The sequence below is a fragment of the Lysobacter defluvii IMMIB APB-9 = DSM 18482 genome (assembly GCF_000423325.1).
Taxonomy (GTDB): domain Bacteria; phylum Pseudomonadota; class Gammaproteobacteria; order Xanthomonadales; family Xanthomonadaceae; genus Novilysobacter; species Novilysobacter defluvii.
On record NZ_AUHT01000004.1, the window covers coordinates 204,128 to 222,474 of the forward strand.

Annotated in this window: 13 protein-coding genes; 8 read left to right on the forward strand and 5 right to left on the reverse strand. The window is 70.7% G+C overall.

The features are described 5' to 3' along the window. The first annotated feature begins 5 nt into the window (after positions 1–5). The 3 genes from G545_RS0101120 to G545_RS0101130 are packed head-to-tail and all read left to right on the forward strand — an operon-like array spanning position 6 to position 2,278. A complete protein-coding gene (locus G545_RS0101120) occupies positions 6–1,361 on the forward strand; it encodes a UDP-glucose dehydrogenase family protein (RefSeq protein ID WP_027068781.1) in 1,356 nt (451 codons plus the stop codon). Next, positions 1,358–1,597 (forward strand): SlyX family protein, encoded by a 240-nt coding sequence (locus G545_RS0101125; RefSeq protein WP_027068782.1) that lies wholly within the window; start codon positions 1,358–1,360, stop codon positions 1,595–1,597. The genes G545_RS0101120 and G545_RS0101125 overlap by 4 nt, the downstream gene beginning before the upstream one ends. Before the next feature lie 24 nt (positions 1,598–1,621). Beyond that, positions 1,622–2,278, forward strand: coding sequence for a DUF2058 family protein (locus G545_RS0101130; protein WP_027068783.1), 657 nt, complete (start codon positions 1,622–1,624; stop codon positions 2,276–2,278). A gap of 30 nt (positions 2,279–2,308) precedes the next feature. Here the strand turns inward: G545_RS0101130 and metH are convergent, their stop codons facing one another. Genes metH through G545_RS0101145 form a run of 3 tightly spaced genes read right to left on the reverse strand, consistent with a single transcriptional unit; the run spans position 2,309 to position 7,007 of the window. Next, positions 2,309–5,008, reverse strand: coding sequence for a methionine synthase (metH, locus tag G545_RS0101135; protein WP_027068784.1), 2,700 nt, complete (start codon positions 5,006–5,008; stop codon positions 2,309–2,311). Beyond that, positions 5,005–6,048: a homocysteine S-methyltransferase family protein gene (locus G545_RS0101140; protein WP_027068785.1), complete on the reverse strand. Its 1,044-nt coding sequence runs from the start codon at positions 6,046–6,048 to the stop codon at positions 5,005–5,007. The genes metH and G545_RS0101140 overlap by 4 nt, the downstream gene beginning before the upstream one ends. After that, on the reverse strand, positions 6,045–7,007 hold the full coding sequence (locus G545_RS0101145) for an ArsR/SmtB family transcription factor (protein WP_027068786.1): 963 nt from the start codon (positions 7,005–7,007) through the stop codon (positions 6,045–6,047). The genes G545_RS0101140 and G545_RS0101145 overlap by 4 nt, the downstream gene beginning before the upstream one ends. Before the next feature lie 114 nt (positions 7,008–7,121). On the opposite strand from G545_RS0101145, the gene G545_RS0101150 reads away from it, so the two are divergent. The 5 genes from G545_RS0101150 to G545_RS0101170 all read left to right on the forward strand — a co-directional run bounded on the left by G545_RS0101150 (position 7,122) and on the right by G545_RS0101170 (position 17,060). Beyond that, positions 7,122–8,315, forward strand: a complete 1,194-nt coding sequence (locus G545_RS0101150; protein ID WP_407059614.1) for an acyl-CoA dehydrogenase family protein — start codon at positions 7,122–7,124, stop codon at positions 8,313–8,315. Positions 8,316–8,485: 170 nt separating this feature from the next. Next, positions 8,486–13,489: an NAD-glutamate dehydrogenase gene (locus G545_RS0101155; RefSeq protein WP_081677655.1), complete on the forward strand. Its 5,004-nt coding sequence runs from the start codon at positions 8,486–8,488 to the stop codon at positions 13,487–13,489. Between the two features lie 124 nt (positions 13,490–13,613). After that, complete coding sequence (locus G545_RS0101160) at positions 13,614–14,408, forward strand: NAD kinase (protein WP_154656474.1); 795 nt, start codon at positions 13,614–13,616, stop codon at positions 14,406–14,408. Between the two features lie 42 nt (positions 14,409–14,450). Continuing rightward, the gene (locus tag G545_RS0101165) at positions 14,451–15,368 is read left to right on the forward strand and encodes a 5'-nucleotidase (RefSeq protein ID WP_027068790.1); all 918 of its coding nucleotides are present in this window, start codon (positions 14,451–14,453) and stop codon (positions 15,366–15,368) included. Between the two features lie 327 nt (positions 15,369–15,695). Then, positions 15,696–17,060: an NAD(P)-binding domain-containing protein gene (locus G545_RS0101170; RefSeq protein ID WP_027068791.1), complete on the forward strand. Its 1,365-nt coding sequence runs from the start codon at positions 15,696–15,698 to the stop codon at positions 17,058–17,060. Positions 17,061–17,090: 30 nt separating this feature from the next. Here the strand turns inward: G545_RS0101170 and G545_RS0101175 are convergent, their stop codons facing one another. Further along, positions 17,091–17,654, reverse strand: coding sequence for a DUF2939 domain-containing protein (locus G545_RS0101175; protein ID WP_027068792.1), 564 nt, complete (start codon positions 17,652–17,654; stop codon positions 17,091–17,093). Then, complete coding sequence (locus G545_RS0101180; RefSeq protein ID WP_027068793.1) at positions 17,654–18,340, reverse strand: DUF2461 domain-containing protein; 687 nt, start codon at positions 18,338–18,340, stop codon at positions 17,654–17,656. Before G545_RS0101180 ends, G545_RS0101175 begins: the two co-directional genes overlap by 1 nt. Positions 18,341–18,347 lie beyond the last annotated feature (7 nt).

The following is an 18,347-nucleotide window of genomic DNA, read 5'->3' on the forward strand; positions in this document are numbered from 1 at the left end:
TCTTCATGCGCATCACCGTGTTTGGAATCGGCTACGTCGGCCTGGTCACCGGCACCTGCCTGGCGGAGGCCGGCAACGAGGTCGTCTGCGTCGACGTGGACGCCGGCCGCGTCGAGGCCCTGAACCGCGGGGAGATCCCGATCTACGAGCCGGGGCTGGAGCCGCTGGTGCGCAGCAACCACGAAGCCGGGCGGCTGCATTTCACCACCGACGCGGCCGAGGGGATCGCGCATGGCGAGGTGGTCTTCATCGCCGTGGGCACGCCGCCGGACGAGGACGGCAGCGCCGACCTGCGCTACGTGCTGGAGGTCGCCCGCACCATCGGCCGGCACCTGGAACGGCCGGCCGTGGTGGTCGACAAGTCCACGGTGCCGGTGGGCACCGCGGAGAAGGTGCGCGCCGCGGTCGCGGGCGAGCTGCAGGCGCGCGGGGTCGAGGTCGACTTCCATGTCGTCTCCAATCCCGAGTTCCTGAAGGAGGGGGCGGCGGTCCAGGACTTCATGCGTCCCGACCGCGTGGTGCTCGGCGCGGAAGACCCCGCGGCGCTGGAACCGCTGCGCCGGCTGTATGCACCCTTCATCCGCAACCGCGACCGCATCATCGCGATGGACCTGCGCTCGGCCGAGCTGACCAAGTACGCCGCCAACGCGATGCTGGCGACCAAGATCAGCTTCATGAACGAGATCGCCAACATCGCCGAGCAGGTGGGGGCGGACGTCGAGATGGTCCGGCAGGGGATCGGCTCGGACTCGCGCATCGGCTGGCACTTCATCTATCCCGGCACCGGGTACGGCGGCTCGTGCTTCCCCAAGGACGTCCAGGCGCTGGTGCGCACCGCCGAACAGGCCGGGCACGAACCCCGGCTGCTGCACGCGGTCGAGGCGGTCAACCTGCGGCAGAAGGGGCACCTGTTCGAACTGATCCGCCGCCACTACGGCGGCGGCGTGGCCGGGCGCACGTTCGCGGTCTGGGGCCTGGCTTTCAAGCCCAACACCGACGACATGCGCGAGGCCTCCAGCCGGCGCCTGATGGAGCAGCTCTGGGAGGCCGGGGCCAGGGTCCGGGCCTTCGACCCGGAGGCGATGCGCGAGGCCGCCCGCATCTACGGCGAACGCGACGACCTGGTGCTGTGCGGCTCGGAGTACGAGGCACTCGAGGGCGCCGACGCGCTGGTGGTGGTGACGGAATGGAAGCAGTTCCGCAGCCCCGACTTCCGCCGCATGCATGCGGCGCTGGCCGACCGCGTGGTGTTCGACGGGCGCAACCTGTACGAGCCGGCGCAGGTCGAGGAGGCCGGCCTGGCCTACTACGCGATCGGGCGCGGGCGTTCGCTGCGCCGCCCGGACGGGGCAGGCGCGTGACCACCGGCGACGACCGCCTCGAGCAGCGGCTGGTCGAGCTGGAGACCCGGCTCTCGTTCCAGGAGCGCGCGCTGGGCGAGCTCAGCGACGCACTGGCCGCCGCCCGCGACGAAGAGGCGCGGAACAACCTGAAGCTGATGCAGGTCACCGAGGAGTTGCGCCAGCTGCGGCTCTCGCTGTCGGCCAACCCGCCGTCGGCCGACCCGGCCGCCGAGCCGCCGCCTCCCCACTACTGATCCACTGCGGTACGACGTCACGACATGAGCGATACGCTGCGCCAACAACTGCTTGGGCTGGGCTTCAAGGAAGCACCGCGGCCCAGGGCCGACGAGCGGCGGGGCGGGCGCGCGGGTGCCGGCAAGCCGGCGAAAGGGCGCGACGACCGCCCCGGCAAGCAGTCCCGCGGGGGCGGTGCGCGGCCGGCCGCGGGCGACCCCGGGCGAAAGGGTGGCAAGCCGCCGGCCCAGGCCCGGCGGGGTGGCACCGGCCGTGGCGAGATCGACCTCGCCAAGGCCTACGCGATCCGCGCGCAGAAGGAGAAGGACGAGCGCATCGCCGCCGAAAAGGAGAAGCAGGAGCAGGCACGCCGCCGCCGCGAGGCGCGCGCGAAGCTCGCCGCCATGGTCGAGGGCAAGGTGCTCAACGACCCGGACGCGGAGATCGCCCGCCACTTCGAATACGGCGGCAAGATCAAGCGCATCTACGTGACGGAGGCACAGCTCAGGGAGCTCAATGCCGGCGCGCTCGGGGTGCTGCAGCTCAACGGGCGCTACCTGCTGGTGGACGCCGGGGTGCTGGCCGGGGCGGAGCAGGTGTTCCCGGAAGCGGTGGCGTTGAAGGTCGACCCGGATGCGCCGGCCGCCGACGACCCGTACAGCGATCCGAAGTACCAGGTGCCCGACGACCTGGTCTGGTAGCCCCGGGGCCCCGGAAGGCGGCGCAGGCGGCTACTCGGGGTCGTAGTCCAGGTTCGGCGCCAGCCAGCGCTCCGCCTGCTGCAGCGATACGCCCTTGCGCCGTGCATAGTCGGCGACCTGTTCGCGCGAGATGCGCCCGACGACGAAGTACTGGCTTCCCGGATGGCTGAAGTAGTAGCCGGAGACGGCCGCGGCCGGCGACATGGCGAAGTGCTCCGTAAGCGTGATGCCCGCGTTCGCCCCTGCGTCCAGCAGCCGGAAGATCGTCGCCTTCTCGCTATGGTCGGGACAGGCGGGATAGCCCGGGGCGGGGCGGATGCCACGGTACTTCTCGGCGATCAGTTCGTCCGTGTCCAGTGACTCCCGCGGCGCGTAGCCCCAGAACTCGGTCCGCACCCGCTGGTGCAGGCGCTCGGCCAGGGTTTCGGCGAGCCGGTCGGCAAGCGACTTGAGCAGGATCGCGCTGTAGTCGTCGTGTTCGGCCTCGAAGCGGGCGACATGGGCATCGATCCCGATGCCCGCGGTCACCGCGAAGGCGCCGATCCAGTCCTGGATCCCGCTGTCCTTCGGGGCGATGAAGTCCGCCAGGCAGAAGTCGGGGCGCTCGGCCGGCTTGTCGACCTGCTGGCGCAGGAAGTGCAGGGTCGCGCTGGCGCCGCCCGGCAGGGAAACCTCGACGTCGTCGCCAGCCGCATTCGCCGGCCACAGGCCCATCACCGCGCGGGCGGTGAGCCACTTCTCCCCGACGATCCGGTCGAGCATCGCCCGGGCGTCCCGGTACAGCTCCGTCGCCTGCGCGCCCACCACCTCGTCATCGAGGATGGCCGGATGGCGCCCGTGCAGCTCCCAGGCCTGGAAGAACGGAGTCCAGTCGATGAGCCCGACCAGCTCCCGCAGCGGGTAGTCGTCGAACACCTGCAGGCCCGGCTGCAGTGGCGCCGGCGGGCGGTAGCCATCGTCCCAGCCGCCATCGAAGCGCTGTCCGCGCGCGTGGCCGAGGCTGACCAGGCGCTTGCCCCCGTCGCGGTTGCGGTGCCGCTCCCGGACCCGGGCGTAGTCGGCGGCGTTGGCGGCGACGAAGGCATCGCGCAGCTCCGGGCTGACCAGCGACTGCGCCACGCCCACCGCGCGCGAGGCGTCCTTCACCCACACGGCGGGCCGGTAATGGGTGTCGATCCGCAGCGCGGTGTGGGCACGCGAGGTCGTCGCGCCCCCGATCAGCAGCGGCATCGTGAAACCCTGGCGGTCCATCTCCGCGGCCACGTGGGCCATCTCCTCCAGCGACGGGGTGATCAGGCCGGACAGGCCGATCATGTCGGCGCCCTCTGCCTTCGCGGTGTCCAGGATCTTCTGCGCCGGCACCATCACCCCCAGGTCGATGACCTCGAAGTTGTTGCAGGCCAGCACCACGCCGACGATGTTCTTGCCGATGTCGTGCACGTCGCCCTTGACCGTCGCCATCACGATCCGGCCATTCGGGCGGCCACCGTCGCCGGTGCGCGCCTTCTCGGCCTCGATGAACGGCAGCAGGTGCGCCACTGCCTTCTTCATCACCCGCGCGGACTTGACCACCTGCGGCAGGAACATCCGCCCGGCACCGAACAGGTCGCCGACCACGTTCATGCCGTCCATCAGCGGCCCCTCGATGACGTCCAGCGGCCGCGCCGCCTGCAGCCGCGCCTCCTCCGTATCCTCGACCACGTACCGGTCGATCCCGTGCACCAGCGAATACGAAAGCCGCTCGGCAACCGTCCCGCCGCGCCACTCCCCCGGTTCCCGGTTCCCGTTTCCCGCTTCCCGCTTCTTCCCCCGGTACCCCTCCGCGATCTCCAGCAGCCGCTCGGTCGCATCCGACCGCCGGTTCAGCACCACGTCCTCGACCGCTTCGCGCAGCACCGGGTCGATGTCGTCCAGCACCGGCAGTGCGCCGGCGTTGACGATGCCCATGTCCAGCCCGGCGTGGATGGCGTGGTACAGGAACACGGCGTGGATCGCCTGGCGGACGGTCTCGTTGCCGCGGAAGGAAAAGCTGACGTTGGAGATGCCGCCGGAGACATGCCCGTGCGGGAAGCGCCGCTTCAGTTCGCGCGTCGCCTCGATGAACGCCACCGCGTAGTCGTCGTGCTCCCCGATCCCGGTCGCGATCGCGAACACGTTGGGGTCGAAGATGATGTCCTCGGGAGGGAAGCCCGCCTCCCGGGTGAGCAGGGCGTGCGCGCGGCTGCAGATCGCGACCTTGCGCTCGGCGGTGTCGGCCTGGCCCTCCTCGTCGAAGGCCATGACCACCACCGCCGCACCGTAGCGGCGCACCAGGCGGGCCTGGCGCAGGAACCCGGCCTCGCCCTCCTTGAGCGAGATCGAGTTGACGATCCCCTTGCCCTGCAGGCACTTCAGCCCGGCCTCGATCACCTCCCACTTCGAGCTGTCGATCATCACCGGCACGCGGGCGATGTCCGGCTCGGCGGCGATCAGGTTGAGGAAGGTGACCATGGCCTTGCGCGAGTCGAGCAGGCCCTCGTCCATGTTGACGTCGAGTACCTGGGCGCCGTTCTCGACCTGCTGCCGGGCGACCGCCACCGCCTCGTCCAGGCGGTCTTCGCGGATCAGCTTGCGGAACCGGGCGCTGCCGGTGACGTTGGTGCGCTCGCCGATGTTGATGAAGTTCGATTGCGGCGTGATCACCAGCGGTTCCAGGCCGCTGAGCCGGGTATGGCGGGCGAGGGGGCTCACGCCGCCTCCCCGATGCGCGGGACCTTCCTGGGCGGGACGCCGGCCACCGCCGCGCTGATCGCGCGGATGTGGTCCGGAGTGGTCCCGCAGCAGCCGCCGACCAGGTTCAGCAGCCCGTCGCGGGCGAAGCCGCCCAGGTCGCGTGCCATGTCCCCGGGGCTCTCGTCGTAGCCGCCCAGGGCGTTGGGGAGCCCGGCGTTGGGGTGGGTGCACACGCGGGTGTCGGCCACCCGGGACAGTACGTCGACGTGCTGCCGCAGCTCCCGGGCCCCAAGCGCGCAGTTGAGCCCGATGGCGAGCGGCTCCGCGTGCCGGACCGAGTACCAGAAGGCTTCGGCGGTCTGCCCGGACAGGGTGCGTCCGGACGCGTCGGTGATCGTGCCGGAGACGATCACCGGCAGCCGGCCGCCGCGGTCGTCGAACACCTCCGCGATCGCGAACAGCGCGGCCTTGGCGTTGAGCGTGTCGAACACGGTCTCGACCATCAGCACGTCGGCGCCGCCCTCGACCAGGCCCTCGGCCGCTTCGCGGTAGGCCTCGCGCAGCTGGTCGAAGTCGACCGCGCGGAAACCGGGGCGGTTCACGTCGGGGCTGAGCGAGGCGGTGCGGCTCGTCGGGCCGAGCACGCCGATGGCAAAGCGGGGCCGGTCCGGCGTGGCCGCGCTGGCCGTATCGCAGGCCTCGCGCGCCAGCCGGGCGCCGGCGGCGTTGAGCTCGCGCGCCAGTTCCGCCAGCCCGTAGTCGGCGAGCGAGATCGACGTGGAGTTGAAGGTGTTGGTCTCGACCAGGTCGGCACCGGCCTCGAGGTAGGCACGGTGGATGCCGGCGATGAGGTCCGGCCGGGTCAGGCTGAGCAGGTCGTTGTTGCCGCGCTGGTCGCGGGCCGCGTCGGCGAAGCGCGTTCCGCGGTAGTCGGCCTCCTGCAGGCGGTGCTGCTGGATCATCGTGCCCATCGCGCCGTCGAGTACCAGGATCCGCTCCTCCAGCGCGGCGAGGAGCGCTTCGGCGCGGGCCGGTTCCAGCCACGGCAGCGTGTTCATTGCGCCCGTTCCGCCTTGCCGCGGCCGCCCGCCGGCTTGCGTCCGATCAGCGCGATCACCTCGAAGTGCGGCGGGCGCCGCTCGCGCGTGGCGATGCCGCAACTGGTGACCTGCAGCCCGGCGCGGGTGGTGAAGCGCTCCAGCTCCCTGGCGGTGAAGCCCAGGTTGACGTGGCCGTAGGACTCCGCGGCGGCCTGGTGGCCGTGCCGGGCCAGGCTGGTCAGCAGCAGGCGCCCCCCGGGCCGGAGCACGCGGACCGCCTCCGCCACCGCCCTGGCGGGCTGCTCGGACCAGGTCAGCGCGTGCATCAGCACCACCAGGTCGAAGCTGCCTGCCTCGAAGGGCAGCGCGTGCATGTCGCCCTCGGTGACCTCCACGTTCTCCAGCCGGCGCAGGCGTTCGGAGGCGGCCAGCACGACCTTGGTGCTGGAATCCAGGCACACGTAGCGGTGCGAGTGCGGCGCCAGCAGCTCGGCCAGCACCCCGTCGCCGGAGGCCACGTCGAGCACGTCGCCGGGCTCCAGCAGGGGCAGGGCCGAGCGCGCCATCGCCTCCCAGGTCCGGCCGGGCGAGTAATGGCGCTCCATGTCGCCGGCGACCGCATCGGCCCAGTTCTGCCCGGCGGCGCGCGCGGCGAGCACCTCGGGGACGCGCGAGGCATCCTGCTTCAGCAGCGGGTCGTCGCTGCCCGAGCGCAGGGTGGCCCACAATTGCCGCTGCGCCTCGTCGAGCCCGTCCTCGTCGAAGCGGTAGTAGGCCGAGACCCCGGCCCTGCGGTCGCGCACCAGGCCGGCCTCGCGCAGCCGGGCCAGGTGGGTGGACACGCGCGGCTGCGCCAGGCGGGTGATGGCGGACAGTTCCGCCACGGTCAGTTCCTCGTCCTCCAGCAGGGCCAGCAGCCGGACGCGGGTGGCGTCGGCGAACACCTTCAGTCGTGCCGACCAGGCTTCCAGATCCATCGATGCACCTTCATGCATGTATCGCGATACAGCGATGAAGTCTGCGCGTGCCGCCGATTGCGGTCAAGCCGCGCCGCCGGGTGCCCCTTCGGTAACCCCCGCCCGGGCGCTACAATCGGCGGATTCCATCGAACCGAGGTGTCGAAAGTGGATTTCAGCTTCACCGAAGAGCAACTGATGATCCAGGACGTGGCCCGCCGCATCGCGCAGGAGAAGATCGCGCCAAGCGCCGAGCACCACGACCAGACCGGTGAATTCCCGCTTGAGAACATCCGGACCCTCGGCGAGAACGGCCTGATGGGCATCGAGGTGCCCGCCGAGTACGGCGGCGCCGGCATGGACCCGGTCAGCTACGTGCTGGCGATGATCGAGGTCGCCGCGGCCGACGCCGCCCACTCCACGATCATGTCGGTCAACAACTCGCTGTTCTGCAACGGCATCCTCAAGTACGGCACCGAGGAGCAGAAGCAGAAGTACGTGCGGGCGATCGCCGAGGGCCGGGAGATCGGCGCCTTCGCGCTGACCGAGCCGCAGTCCGGTTCCGACGCCACCGCGATGCGTTGCAAGGCGGTCAGGCAGGCCGACGGCAGCTACGTGGTCAACGGCAAGAAGAGCTGGATCACCTCGGGCCCCGTGGCGAAGTACATCGTGCTGTTCGCCATGACCGACCAGGACAAGGGCGCGCGCGGCATCACCGCCTTCCTGATCGACACCGACCGCGAGGGTTTCGGCCGCGGCAAGACCGAGCCCAAGCTGGGCATCCGCGCCTCGGCCACCTGCGAGATCGAGTTCAACGACTATGTCGTCCGGGCCGACGAGGTGCTGGGCGCGGAGGGCGAGGGCTTCAAGATCGCCATGACCGTGCTCGACGCCGGGCGCATCGGCATCGCCAGCCAGGCGATCGGCATCGCGCGCGCCGCCTACGAGGCGACCGTGGAGTACGTCAAGGAGCGCAAGGCCTTCGGCCAGCCGATCGGCGCCTTCCAGATGACCCAGGCCAAGATCGCCGACATGAAGTGCAGGCTGGACGCGGCGCTGCTGCTGACCCTGCGCGCGGCCTGGCAGAAGGGACGCTTCGACCAGGGCGGGGCCCGCTTCTCCAACGAGGCCGCCATCGCCAAGCTCACCGCCTCGGAGGCCGCCATGTGGATCACCCACCAGGCGCTGCAGATCCACGGTGGCATGGGCTACTCCAAGGAAATGCCGATCGAGCGCTACTTCCGCGACGCCAAGATCACCGAGATCTACGAGGGCACCAGCGAGATCCAGCGCCTGGTGATCGCCCGCAACGAGACCGGGCTGCGCTGACGTGCAGGCCTGCCGCGCCGGGTACCCCGCCTTGCATGTGATACGCGGACGCGATCGCCGCGACATCCCGATCGCCGCCGGCCCGGGCCGGCGTTGCCCCCACCGTTGACTCAACGAGCCCCGGCCCGTGCGCGAGCGCGGGCTTCAACGTAATTGGACATCCGGTTTCCATGAACAAGCAGCGCAAGTCCCCCGCCCAGACCGCGGGCACGTCTCCCAAGTCCAGCAAGAAGAAGGCGCCGGCCGCTTCCGCCGGCCAGGCGCGCCCGCCGGGCCAGGAGAAGCCGGTCTCGCTCCAGCCGATCCTGAAGGCGATGCGTGCCGAGCTGCCCAAGGCCCGCCACGCCCAGGCCGAGGCGTTCCTCAATGCGTTCTACGAGCGCATGGGCGAGGACGAGCTCCCCGAGCACACCCCCGAAGGCTGGGCCGCGCTGGCCGCGGACTTCCTGGACTTCATCGGCAGCCGCGAGCCCGGCACCGGCCTGGTGCGGCTGTTCAATCCAACCCGCAAGACGCACGGCTGGGAATCGCCGCACACCGTCTTGCAGGTGGCCAACGACGACATGCCGTTCCTGGTCGACTCGGTCACCATGGCGCTGTCCGAACTCGGCATCGGCGTGCACGTGCTCGGGCATCCGGTCCTGCGTGTTTCGCGTGACAAGGGCGGCAGGCTGCAGGGGATCGGCAGCGGCGAGGCGGAGTCGCTGATGCACCTGGAGATCGACCGCCAGGCGCCGGAGGCCATGCCGCGCATCGAGGAGGCGGTACGCGCGGTGCTGGCCGACGTGCGCGCGATCGTGCGCGACTGGGAGCCGATGCGCGAGCGCATGCGCAAGGTGGCCGACGAGCTCGATGGCCGCTGGCTGCCGGTGGACGAGGAGGGCCGCAAGGAGGCGCAGGAGTTCCTGCGCTGGGCCGCGGACGACCACTTCATCTTCTTCGGCTTCCGCGAGTACGAAGTGGTGGAGGAGGGGGGCGATTCGGTACTGCGCGCGGTCAAGGGCAGCGGCCTGGGCCTGATGCGCGGCGGCGAGCGCAGCGCGCCGCGGCTGATCAGCTCGCTGGCGGCCACCTACATGCCGCACTCGGGCGCGATCGACGCGCTGATCCTGACCAAGACCAACGCCCGCACCACGCTGCACCGCCCCGGCTACATGGATTACGTCGGCGTGCTGACCTACGGCGAGGACGGCAAGCCGGTCAAGGAAGAGCGCTTCCTGGGCCTGTACACCTCCTCGGCCTACAACCGCCGCCCGTGGGAGATTCCGCTGGTGCGCCAGCGCCATGCCTACGTGATGGAGAACTCCGGCCTGCGCCCCGACAGCCACAGCGGCAAGGCGCTGCGCCACATCCTGGAGACCCTGCCGCGCGACGAGCTGTTCCAGTCCACCGGCGAGGAGCTGCTGCGCACCACGACCGGCATCCTGGCGCTGCAGGAGCGGGTGCGCCCGCGCATGTTCCTGCGCCGCGACCGCTACGGCCGGTTCTTCTCCGCGCTGGTCTACATCCCGCGCGAGCGCTTCAACACCGACGTGCGGCTGCGCATTGAGGCCATGTTCCGGCGTGCGCTCAATGGCGAGCACGTGGACAGCTCGGTGTCGTTCGGCGAATCCCCGCTGGCGCAGGTGCACCTGCTGGTGCGGCCGCGCAGCGGTGAGACCGTGCAGGTCGACGCGGCGGCGATCGAGGCCGAGCTGGTCGAGATCGTCCGCGACTGGCGCGACGAGCTGCGCGACGTGCTGGTCGAACGCCACGGCGAGCAGGCCGGGCTGGCGATGGGCGCGAAGTTCGGCAAGGCGCTGCCGGCCGGCTACATCGAGGAGGTCACGGTCGCCGTGGCCGCCGACGACGTCGAGAACCTGGCCGCGCTGGAGGGTCCGGAGGACCTGCGGCTGAGCCTGTGCCGCCTGCGGCCGGGCCGCGGCGGGCTGCGCTTCAAGTTCTACCGCCAGGACGGGGACATCCCGCTGTCGGACGCGCTGCCGCTGATGGAGAACATGGGGCTGCGGGTGATCACCGAGCACCCCTACCGCCTGTACGCCGGCGAGAGCCTGTACTACATCCAGGACTTCGAGGTCGAGGCGCTGGAGGAAGGCGCCGACGTCGACGGGCTGCATGCCCGCTTCGAGGACGCGTTCGCCCGTGTCTGGCGTGGCGATGCCGAGAACGACGGCCTGAACCGGCTGGTCCTGGCGGCGGGCCTGACCTGGCGCCAGGTCTCGATGCTGCGCGCCTACTGCAAGTACCTGCTGCAGGTCGGCGTGCCGTTCTCGCAGGCCTACGTCGAGCAGACCTTCACCCGCTACCCGCTGCTGGCGCGCCTGCTGGTGGAGATGTTCGAGGCGCGCTTCGACCCCGCCGCGGACGCCGGCGCCCGCGAGCGCAAGGACGAACTGGCGCAGTTCGCGGCGCAGGTGCAAGGGCTGGCCGGCGGCGACGAGTCCGTGCTCGCCGTGCTGGAGCCGCTGCTCGCCGCCCGCAAGGGCAAGCGAAAGGCGCGCATGGAGGCCGCGCACGAGGCGATGACGGCACTGCTGGACCGGGTCTCGAGCCTGGACGAGGACCGCATCCTGCGCAGCTTCATCGGCGTGATCGGCGCGACCCTGCGCACCAGCTACTACCAGGCCGGCGTGGGCGGCGCGCAGCGCGGCTACGTGGCCTACAAGTTCGACACCGCGCTGGTGCCGGATGCGCCCAAGCCGGTCCCGTACCGCGAGATCTTCGTGTACGGCCCGCGCGTGGAGGGCATCCACCTGCGCTTCGGGCCGGTGGCCCGCGGCGGCCTGCGCTGGTCGGACCGCCGCGAGGACTTCCGCACCGAGGTACTGGGGCTGGTCAAGGCGCAGATGGTCAAGAACACCATCATCGTGCCGGTCGGCGCCAAGGGCGGCTTCATCGTCAAGCGCCCGCCGGCCGGCCGCGAGGAGCTGCAGGCCGAGGGCGTCGCCTGCTACCGGATGTTCATCAACGGCCTGCTCGACATCACCGACAACCTGGTGGACGGGGAGATCGTGCATCCGCAGGACGTGGTGCGCCATGACGGCGACGACCCGTACATGGTGGTGGCGGCCGACAAGGGCACGGCGCGCTTCTCCGACATCGCCAACCAGATCTCGGCCGACCACGGCTTCTGGATGGGCGATGCGTTCGCCTCCGGCGGGTCGGTGGGCTACGACCACAAGGGCATGGGCATCACCGCGCGCGGCGCGTGGGAGTCGGTCAAGCGCCACTTCCGTTCGCTGGGCGTGGACAGCCAGAAGGAGGACTTCACCGCGGTCGGCATCGGCGACATGTCCGGCGACGTGTTCGGCAACGGCATGCTGCTCAGCAAGCACATCCGCCTGGTCGCGGCCTTCGACCACCGGCACATCTTCGTCGACCCCAACCCGGACGCCGCGCGCTCGTACAAGGAGCGCCAGCGCCTGTTCAAGCTGGCCGGCTCGAGCTGGGAGGACTACAAGGCCGAGCTGATCAGCGCCGGTGGCGGGGTGTACCCGCGCAGCGCCAAGTCGGTGAAGCTCAGCGCCGAGGCGAAGCAGGCGCTGGGCATCGACGCCTCCGTCGACTCGCTCAGCCCCAACGAGCTGGTCAGCGCGATCCTGCGCGCGCCGGTCGACCTGCTGTGGAACGGCGGCATCGGCACCTACATCAAGGCGGCGAGCGAGAGCCATGCCGACGTCGGTGACCGCGCCAACAACCCGGTCCGCATCAACGGCGGGGAGGTGCGGGCGAAGATCATCGGCGAGGGTGGCAACCTGGGCATGACCCAGCTGGGCCGCATCGAGGCCGCCGAGGCCGGCGTGATCCTCAACACCGACTTCATCGACAACTCCGCCGGCGTGGGTACCTCCGACCGCGAGGTCAACATCAAGATCCTGCTCAACGACGTGGTCAAGTCGGGCAAGCTCGGCCAGAAGGCGCGCAACACGCTGCTGGCCGACATGACCGACGAGGTCGCCGGGCTGGTGCTCAACGACAACTACCGCCAGAACCAGGCGATCAGCCTGATGGAGCGGATGAGCGTGCCGCGCCTGGGCGCCAAGCAGCATTTCATCCAGGTGCTGGAGGCGCAGGGCCTGCTGGACCGGCAGATCGAGTTCCTGCCGTCCGACGCGGAGCTGTCGGAGCGCAGGGCGCGTGGGCAGGGCCTGACCCGGCCGGAGCTGGCGGTGCTGCTGTCGTACGCCAAGCTGGTGCTGTTCCAGCAGCTGGTCGACTCGGACGTGCCGGAGGATCCGTACCTTTCGAAGGAACTGGTGCGCTACTTCCCGGAGCCGCTGCAGAAGAAGTACGCGAAGTTCATGGACGGGCACCGCCTCAAGCGCGAGATCATCGCCACCGCGGTCACCAACTCCATGGTCAACCGCATGGGCGCGACCTTCGCCCTGCGCATGGCCGAGGACACCGGCCGCAGCCCCGGCGAGATCGCCGAGGCCTACACCATTGCCCGCGAGGCGCTGGACGCGCGGGCGCTGTGGACGCAGATCGACGCGCTCGACGGCAAGGTGCTGGAGTCGGTGCAGATCGACGCGCTGCTGGTGATCTGGAACGTGCTGCGCTCGTTCTCGCGCTGGCTGCTGCTGCGCCCGGGCGAGATGCCGGAGATCACCACCTCCATGGCGCGCTTCGGCGATGGCCTGAAGGCGGTCCGCGAGGCGCTGCCGCGCACCATGTCGCCGGTCCGCCAGGCGCAGTACGAGGCGGCGCTGGCCGAGTGGAAGCAGAAGGGCGTGCCTTCGTCGCTTGCCGCCCAGCTGGCCTCGATGCCGATGCTGGAGTTCGCTCCGGACATCATCGAGATCGCGCTGGAGCGCAAGGTCCCGCCGGCCGACGTATCGCAGGCGTTCTTCGCCGTCGGCGCCGCGCTGCAGCTGCCGTGGGTGTACGACCAGATCAGCCGGTTGCCGGTGGACGGACGCTGGCATGCCCTGGCCCGTGGCTCGCTCCGCGACGAGCTGGCCGCGCAGCAGCGGGCGGTGGTCGGCCAGGTGCTGGCCGGTGGCGGGCGCAAGCCGGTGCAGGACAAGGTCGCCAGCTGGCTGCAGCGCGACGACCCGACCCTGCGGTTCGCACTGGCGATGCTGGAGGACCTGTCGACCCAGAAGGAGCTCGACTACCCGACCGCCTCGGTGGCGGTTCGCCGCCTGGCGCAGGTGGTCGCGGCGGGCAGCTGAGCCGGCGCCGGGTGGCCGCGGCGCCACCTTCGCGCGGTACCGGACGGGCGGGGATCAGCTGATCCCCGCCCGTTTCGTTTGCCGGCTCGCCATCGCCTTCATCGGTCCGCGCTATCCTCGGCGCATGCCCAGTCCGACCCCCCTGACCGCCCAGGATCCGCGGATCTGCTTCCTGTCCAGCCCGTCCCCCGACGCGCGCGCGGCCTGCGCGGCCCTGGTGCGCGCCCACGGCGACCACAGTCCGGAGGACGCCGACGTCCTGGTGCCGCTGGGCGGTGACGGCTTCATGCTCCAGACGCTCCACCGCTACGCGAGCCTGGGCAAGCCGTTCTACGGGATGAAGCTGGGCACGGTCGGGTTCCTGATGAACCACCACGACCCGGAAGGCCTGGTCGAGCGGCTGCACGCGGCCGAACCGGCGGTGTTGCACCCGCTGGAGATGTTGGCCGAGTCCGAGTCGGGCGCCAGCGTGGGCTCTCTGGCCTACAACGAGGTCTCGCTGCTGCGGCAGACCCGCCAGGCCGCCCACGTGTCCATCGAGCTCAACGGCCAGGTCCGGCTGGAGGAGCTGATCTGCGACGGGGTGCTGGTGGCCACGGCCGCCGGTTCCACCGCCTACAACTTCTCCGCCCAGGGGCCGATCCTGCCGCTGGGCGCGGGCGTGGTCGCGCTGACGCCGATCGCCGCCTTCCGCCCGCGGCGCTGGCGCGGGGCGGTGCTGCTGGCGGACACCGAGGTGAAGTTCCGGGTGCTCGACCCGTACAAGCGCCCGGTGAGCGCGACCGCGGACTCGCACGAGGTCCGCGACGTGGTGGAGGTGACCGTGCGCGAGTCGCGCGACCGCAGCGTCACCCTCATGTTCGATCCCGACCACCGGCTCGAGGAGCGCATGCTCGCCGAGCAGTTCACCACCGGCTGAGTGTTCTCGCCCGGTGCGACGCGGCACGGGCACAATGCCGCCATGAGTGAAGCCGTCGACCCGCTGATCGTCGCCATCTCCTCGCGGACGCTGTTCGACCTGGAGGAGGGCCACGTGCTGTTCGAGCGCGAAGGCCTGGATGCCTACGCCGAGTACCAGCGCAGCCACGAGGACCGGCTGCTGGAGCCGGGCGTGGCCTTCCCGCTGGTGCGCAAGCTGCTGGCCCTCAACGAGGGCTCGCCGCCGGAGGCGCCGCGGGTGGAGGTGATCCTGATCTCGCGCAATTCCGCCGACACCGGCCTGCGGATCTTCAACTCCATCGCCCACCACGGCCTGGCGATCCGCCGCGCCGCCTTCAGCAATGGCGCGCCGCCGTATCCCTATATCCGCCCGTTCGGTGCCGACCTGTTCCTGTCCACCAATGCCGAGGACGTGCGCAACGCGCTCGCTGCCGGTGTCGCGGCGGCCACGCTGCTGCCCAGCGGCGCCCCGCAGCAGCGCTCCGACCAGCTGCGGATCGCCTTCGATGGCGACGCGGTGATCTTCGACGACGAGGGCGAGCGCATCAGCCGCGCAGGCGGCCTGGAGGCCTTCGCCGAGCACGAGCGCAGCCGGGCGGCGGAAGCGCTCAGCGGAGGGCCGTTCCGCGGCTTCCTGGACGCGTTGCACCGGCTCCAGGCGGCGTTCCCGACCGGGCAGGACGCGCCGATCCGCACCGCGCTGGTCACGGCACGGTCGGTGCCGGCGCACGAGCGGGTGATCCGCACCCTGCGCGGATGGGGGATCCGCATCGACGAGGCGCTGTTCCTGGGCGGCAGGCCGAAGGGGCCGTTCCTGGAGGCATTCGGGGCGGACATCTTCTTCGACGACTCCGAGCACAACATCGAGTCCGCGCGCGGGCTGGTGACCGCGGGGCACGTGCCCCACGGCGTGGCCAACGACCTGCCCGCAACGCGCTAGCGGTTCCGCATGGCTCACGCCGGACTCCGCAAGGGGCAGGCGTGCTAGAATTCCGCGCATCGTCGGGGATTGCACTGGCATGTGATCCGATCGTCGCGTTTTTGCGACTGGTCATCCCCGACGCGTGCCCGGCATGCAGGGGGCAGGACCGGGGTGTCCTGGCCGGCGGCCCTCCCGCCCGATCCTTGCCGCGCCGCCCCTGGGCGGCTGCCGGGCTTCGTGCGCCCGCCGGGGTTCGACCACCCCTGGTCCCCCGCGGGCACCTTCCGCGCCTTGCGCGAGGCCGCTGCCCCCGGGCGCGGCGACAGAACAGGAGCAACAACGCCGATGACGCAACGCATCGCCATCCTTGGTGCCGGTCCCAGCGGGCTGGCCCAGCTGCGGGCCTTCGAGTCCGCCCGCCGCGCGGGCGCCACCGTGCCCGAGATCGTCTGCTACGAGAAGCAGTCCGACCTGGGCGGGATGTGGAACTACACCTGGCGCACGGGCCTGGACGCCTACGGCGAGCCGGTGCACGGGAGCATGTACCGCTACCTGTGGTCGAACGGCCCGAAGGAATGCCTGGAGTTCGCCGACTACAGCTTCGAGGAACACTTCGGCCGCCCCATCCCGTCCTACCCGCCGCGCGAGGTCCTGCGCGACTACATCATGGGCCGCATCGAGAAGTGGCGCCTGCGCGAGCAGATCCGCTTCAACACCGCGGTGCAGTGGGTCGAGTACTCGGAGGAGACCGGCCGGTTCAGCGTGACCGTGCGCGACGTGAAGAAGGACGTGCTGTCGACCGAGGAGTTCGACCACGTGGTGGTCGCGACCGGCCACTTCTCGACCCCGAACACGCCGTACTTCGAGGGGCTCGAGCACTTCCCCGGACGCGTCCTGCACGCCCATGACTTCCGCGACGCCTGCGAGTTCGCCGGCAAGGACCTGCTGCTGGTGGGGTCCAGCTATTCGGCCGAGGACATCGGCACCCAGTGCCACAAGTACGGCGCGAAGTCGGTGACCTTCAGCTACCGCAGCGCGCCGATGGGCTACGACTGGCCGGAGAGCTTCGAGGAGCGCCCGCTGCTGTTGCGGGTGGAGGGCAACACCGCGCACTTCAAGGACGGCACCTCGCGCGAGGTGGACGCGATCATCCTGTGCACCGGCTACCAGCACCACTTCCCGTTCCTGCCCGACGAGCTGACCCTGCGCACCCGCAACCGGCTGTACCCGCCCGACCTGTACAAGGGCGTGTTCTGGATCGACAACCCGAAGCTGGTCTACCTCGGGATGCAGGACCAGTACTACACCTTCAACATGTTCGACGCGCAGGCCTGGTACGCGCGCGACGTGATCCTGGGCCGGCTGGCGCTGCCGTCGACGGAGGAGATGCGCGCCGACAGCGAGGCCTGGGTCGCGCGCGAAGAGGCCTGCGCCACCGCCGACGAGGAGATCGACTTCCAGGCCGCCTACACCCGCGACCTGGTCGGGCCGACGGACTACCCCGAGTTCGACATCGAGGGCATGGCCGCGCTGTTCAAGCAGTGGAAGCAGCACAAGAAGGAGAGCATCCTCGGCTACCGCGACCGCAGTTACCGCTCGACCATGACCGGCACCCTGGCGCCGCCGCACCACACGCCGTGGATGGAGGCGCTGGACGACTCCATGGAAGCCTTCCTGGCCGAGCCCGAGCCGGCACGCAAGTCGGCCTGAGGGCCGCCGCGGGCTACGGAGCGCCCGCGGCTATCCCGCCCCGCGCCGGCCTTCGCCGGCCGGGGCGATGTCGGTCAGGCGCCAGCGCAGGCCCTGGCGCGTGAATACCAGGGTCACCGGCGTGCCCGTGGCCGGTTCGACGATGGCGGTGAAGCGCGACGGCGACTCGTAGCGCCATTCCGGCTCGGCCAGCGGGTCGGCGGGCGGCTCGTGGGCGAGGGCGTCGTCGGCCCGGATGCCGCCACCACTGGCCCGGTGCCAGAAGCTGCGGCCCTCCAGCAGGGCGGCGACGCCCGCGGGCGTGGCCATTGTGTCGATCGCGCCCGAGGCGAGGCCGCTGGCGCCACGCAGCACGAGTCCGCCGAGTGCGGTCGAAGCAAAGCCCGGTCCGGCGCGCCGGGCGAGGGCGTCGTCCGCGCGGGCCTTGAGGTTCGCCCGCAACGCCGGGAAGTCGACGTGGCGCTCCAGTGCCGCGGCGTTGTTGTCCGCCACCGCCCGCCGGATGCCGTCGATCGCCAGCCACGGCCCGGCGGCGGTCCAGGCCGCCAGCAACAGCAGTGCGACGATCGCGAGAACGGCGGCTTTGCGCATCATCAGAACTCCAGGTCGACGGCCGCGCACAGGTAATCGTTGAAGGGTGCAAGCGCCGCCAGGTCGCGCTCCAGCACCTGCAGCAGGTCCGGCCCGGTGACCACCTCGTCCGCCAGCGGCCGGCTCAGTATGAAGCTCTTCAGCCGCAGGTCGTCGGCGAACTCGAAATCCGCGGGGAAGCCGTGCGGCATGCGCACCAGCCGGTTGTGCGAAGCCAGACCGAAGCGTTCGCGGACCCCGGGGTCGTGCGCGGCGGCCTTCCAGCTGGCCGGGTTGTCGAGGATGAACTGGCGCAGCGTGCGCACGGTGTCGTTGTGCGGCCGCCAGAATCCGGCACCCAGGAAGCTCTGGCCGGGGCGCAGCTGGAGGTGGAAGGAGGGCGCTTCCACCTGGCGGTGGCGCGTGTGGTAGATCTTCGCGCCCTGCCAGGTCTTGTACGGGCTCTTGTCGTTGGCGAAGCGGGTGTCGCGGTTGATCCGGAACAGCGAGCCGCCCGCGCGCGCCGGATTGGCGTGGAAGTGTTCGCTGATCGCGGCCACGGCCGGCTGCAGGTCGTGCAGCAGGCGCTGGTAGGGCTCGCGCACGTGGCGCTCGTAGTCGGCCTTGTGGGCGTGGAACCAGGTGCGGTTGTTGTTGCGGGCCAGCGCACGGAAGAAGCGCCAGGTCGCATCGCTGAAGTAGGCGGGCATGGAGCGG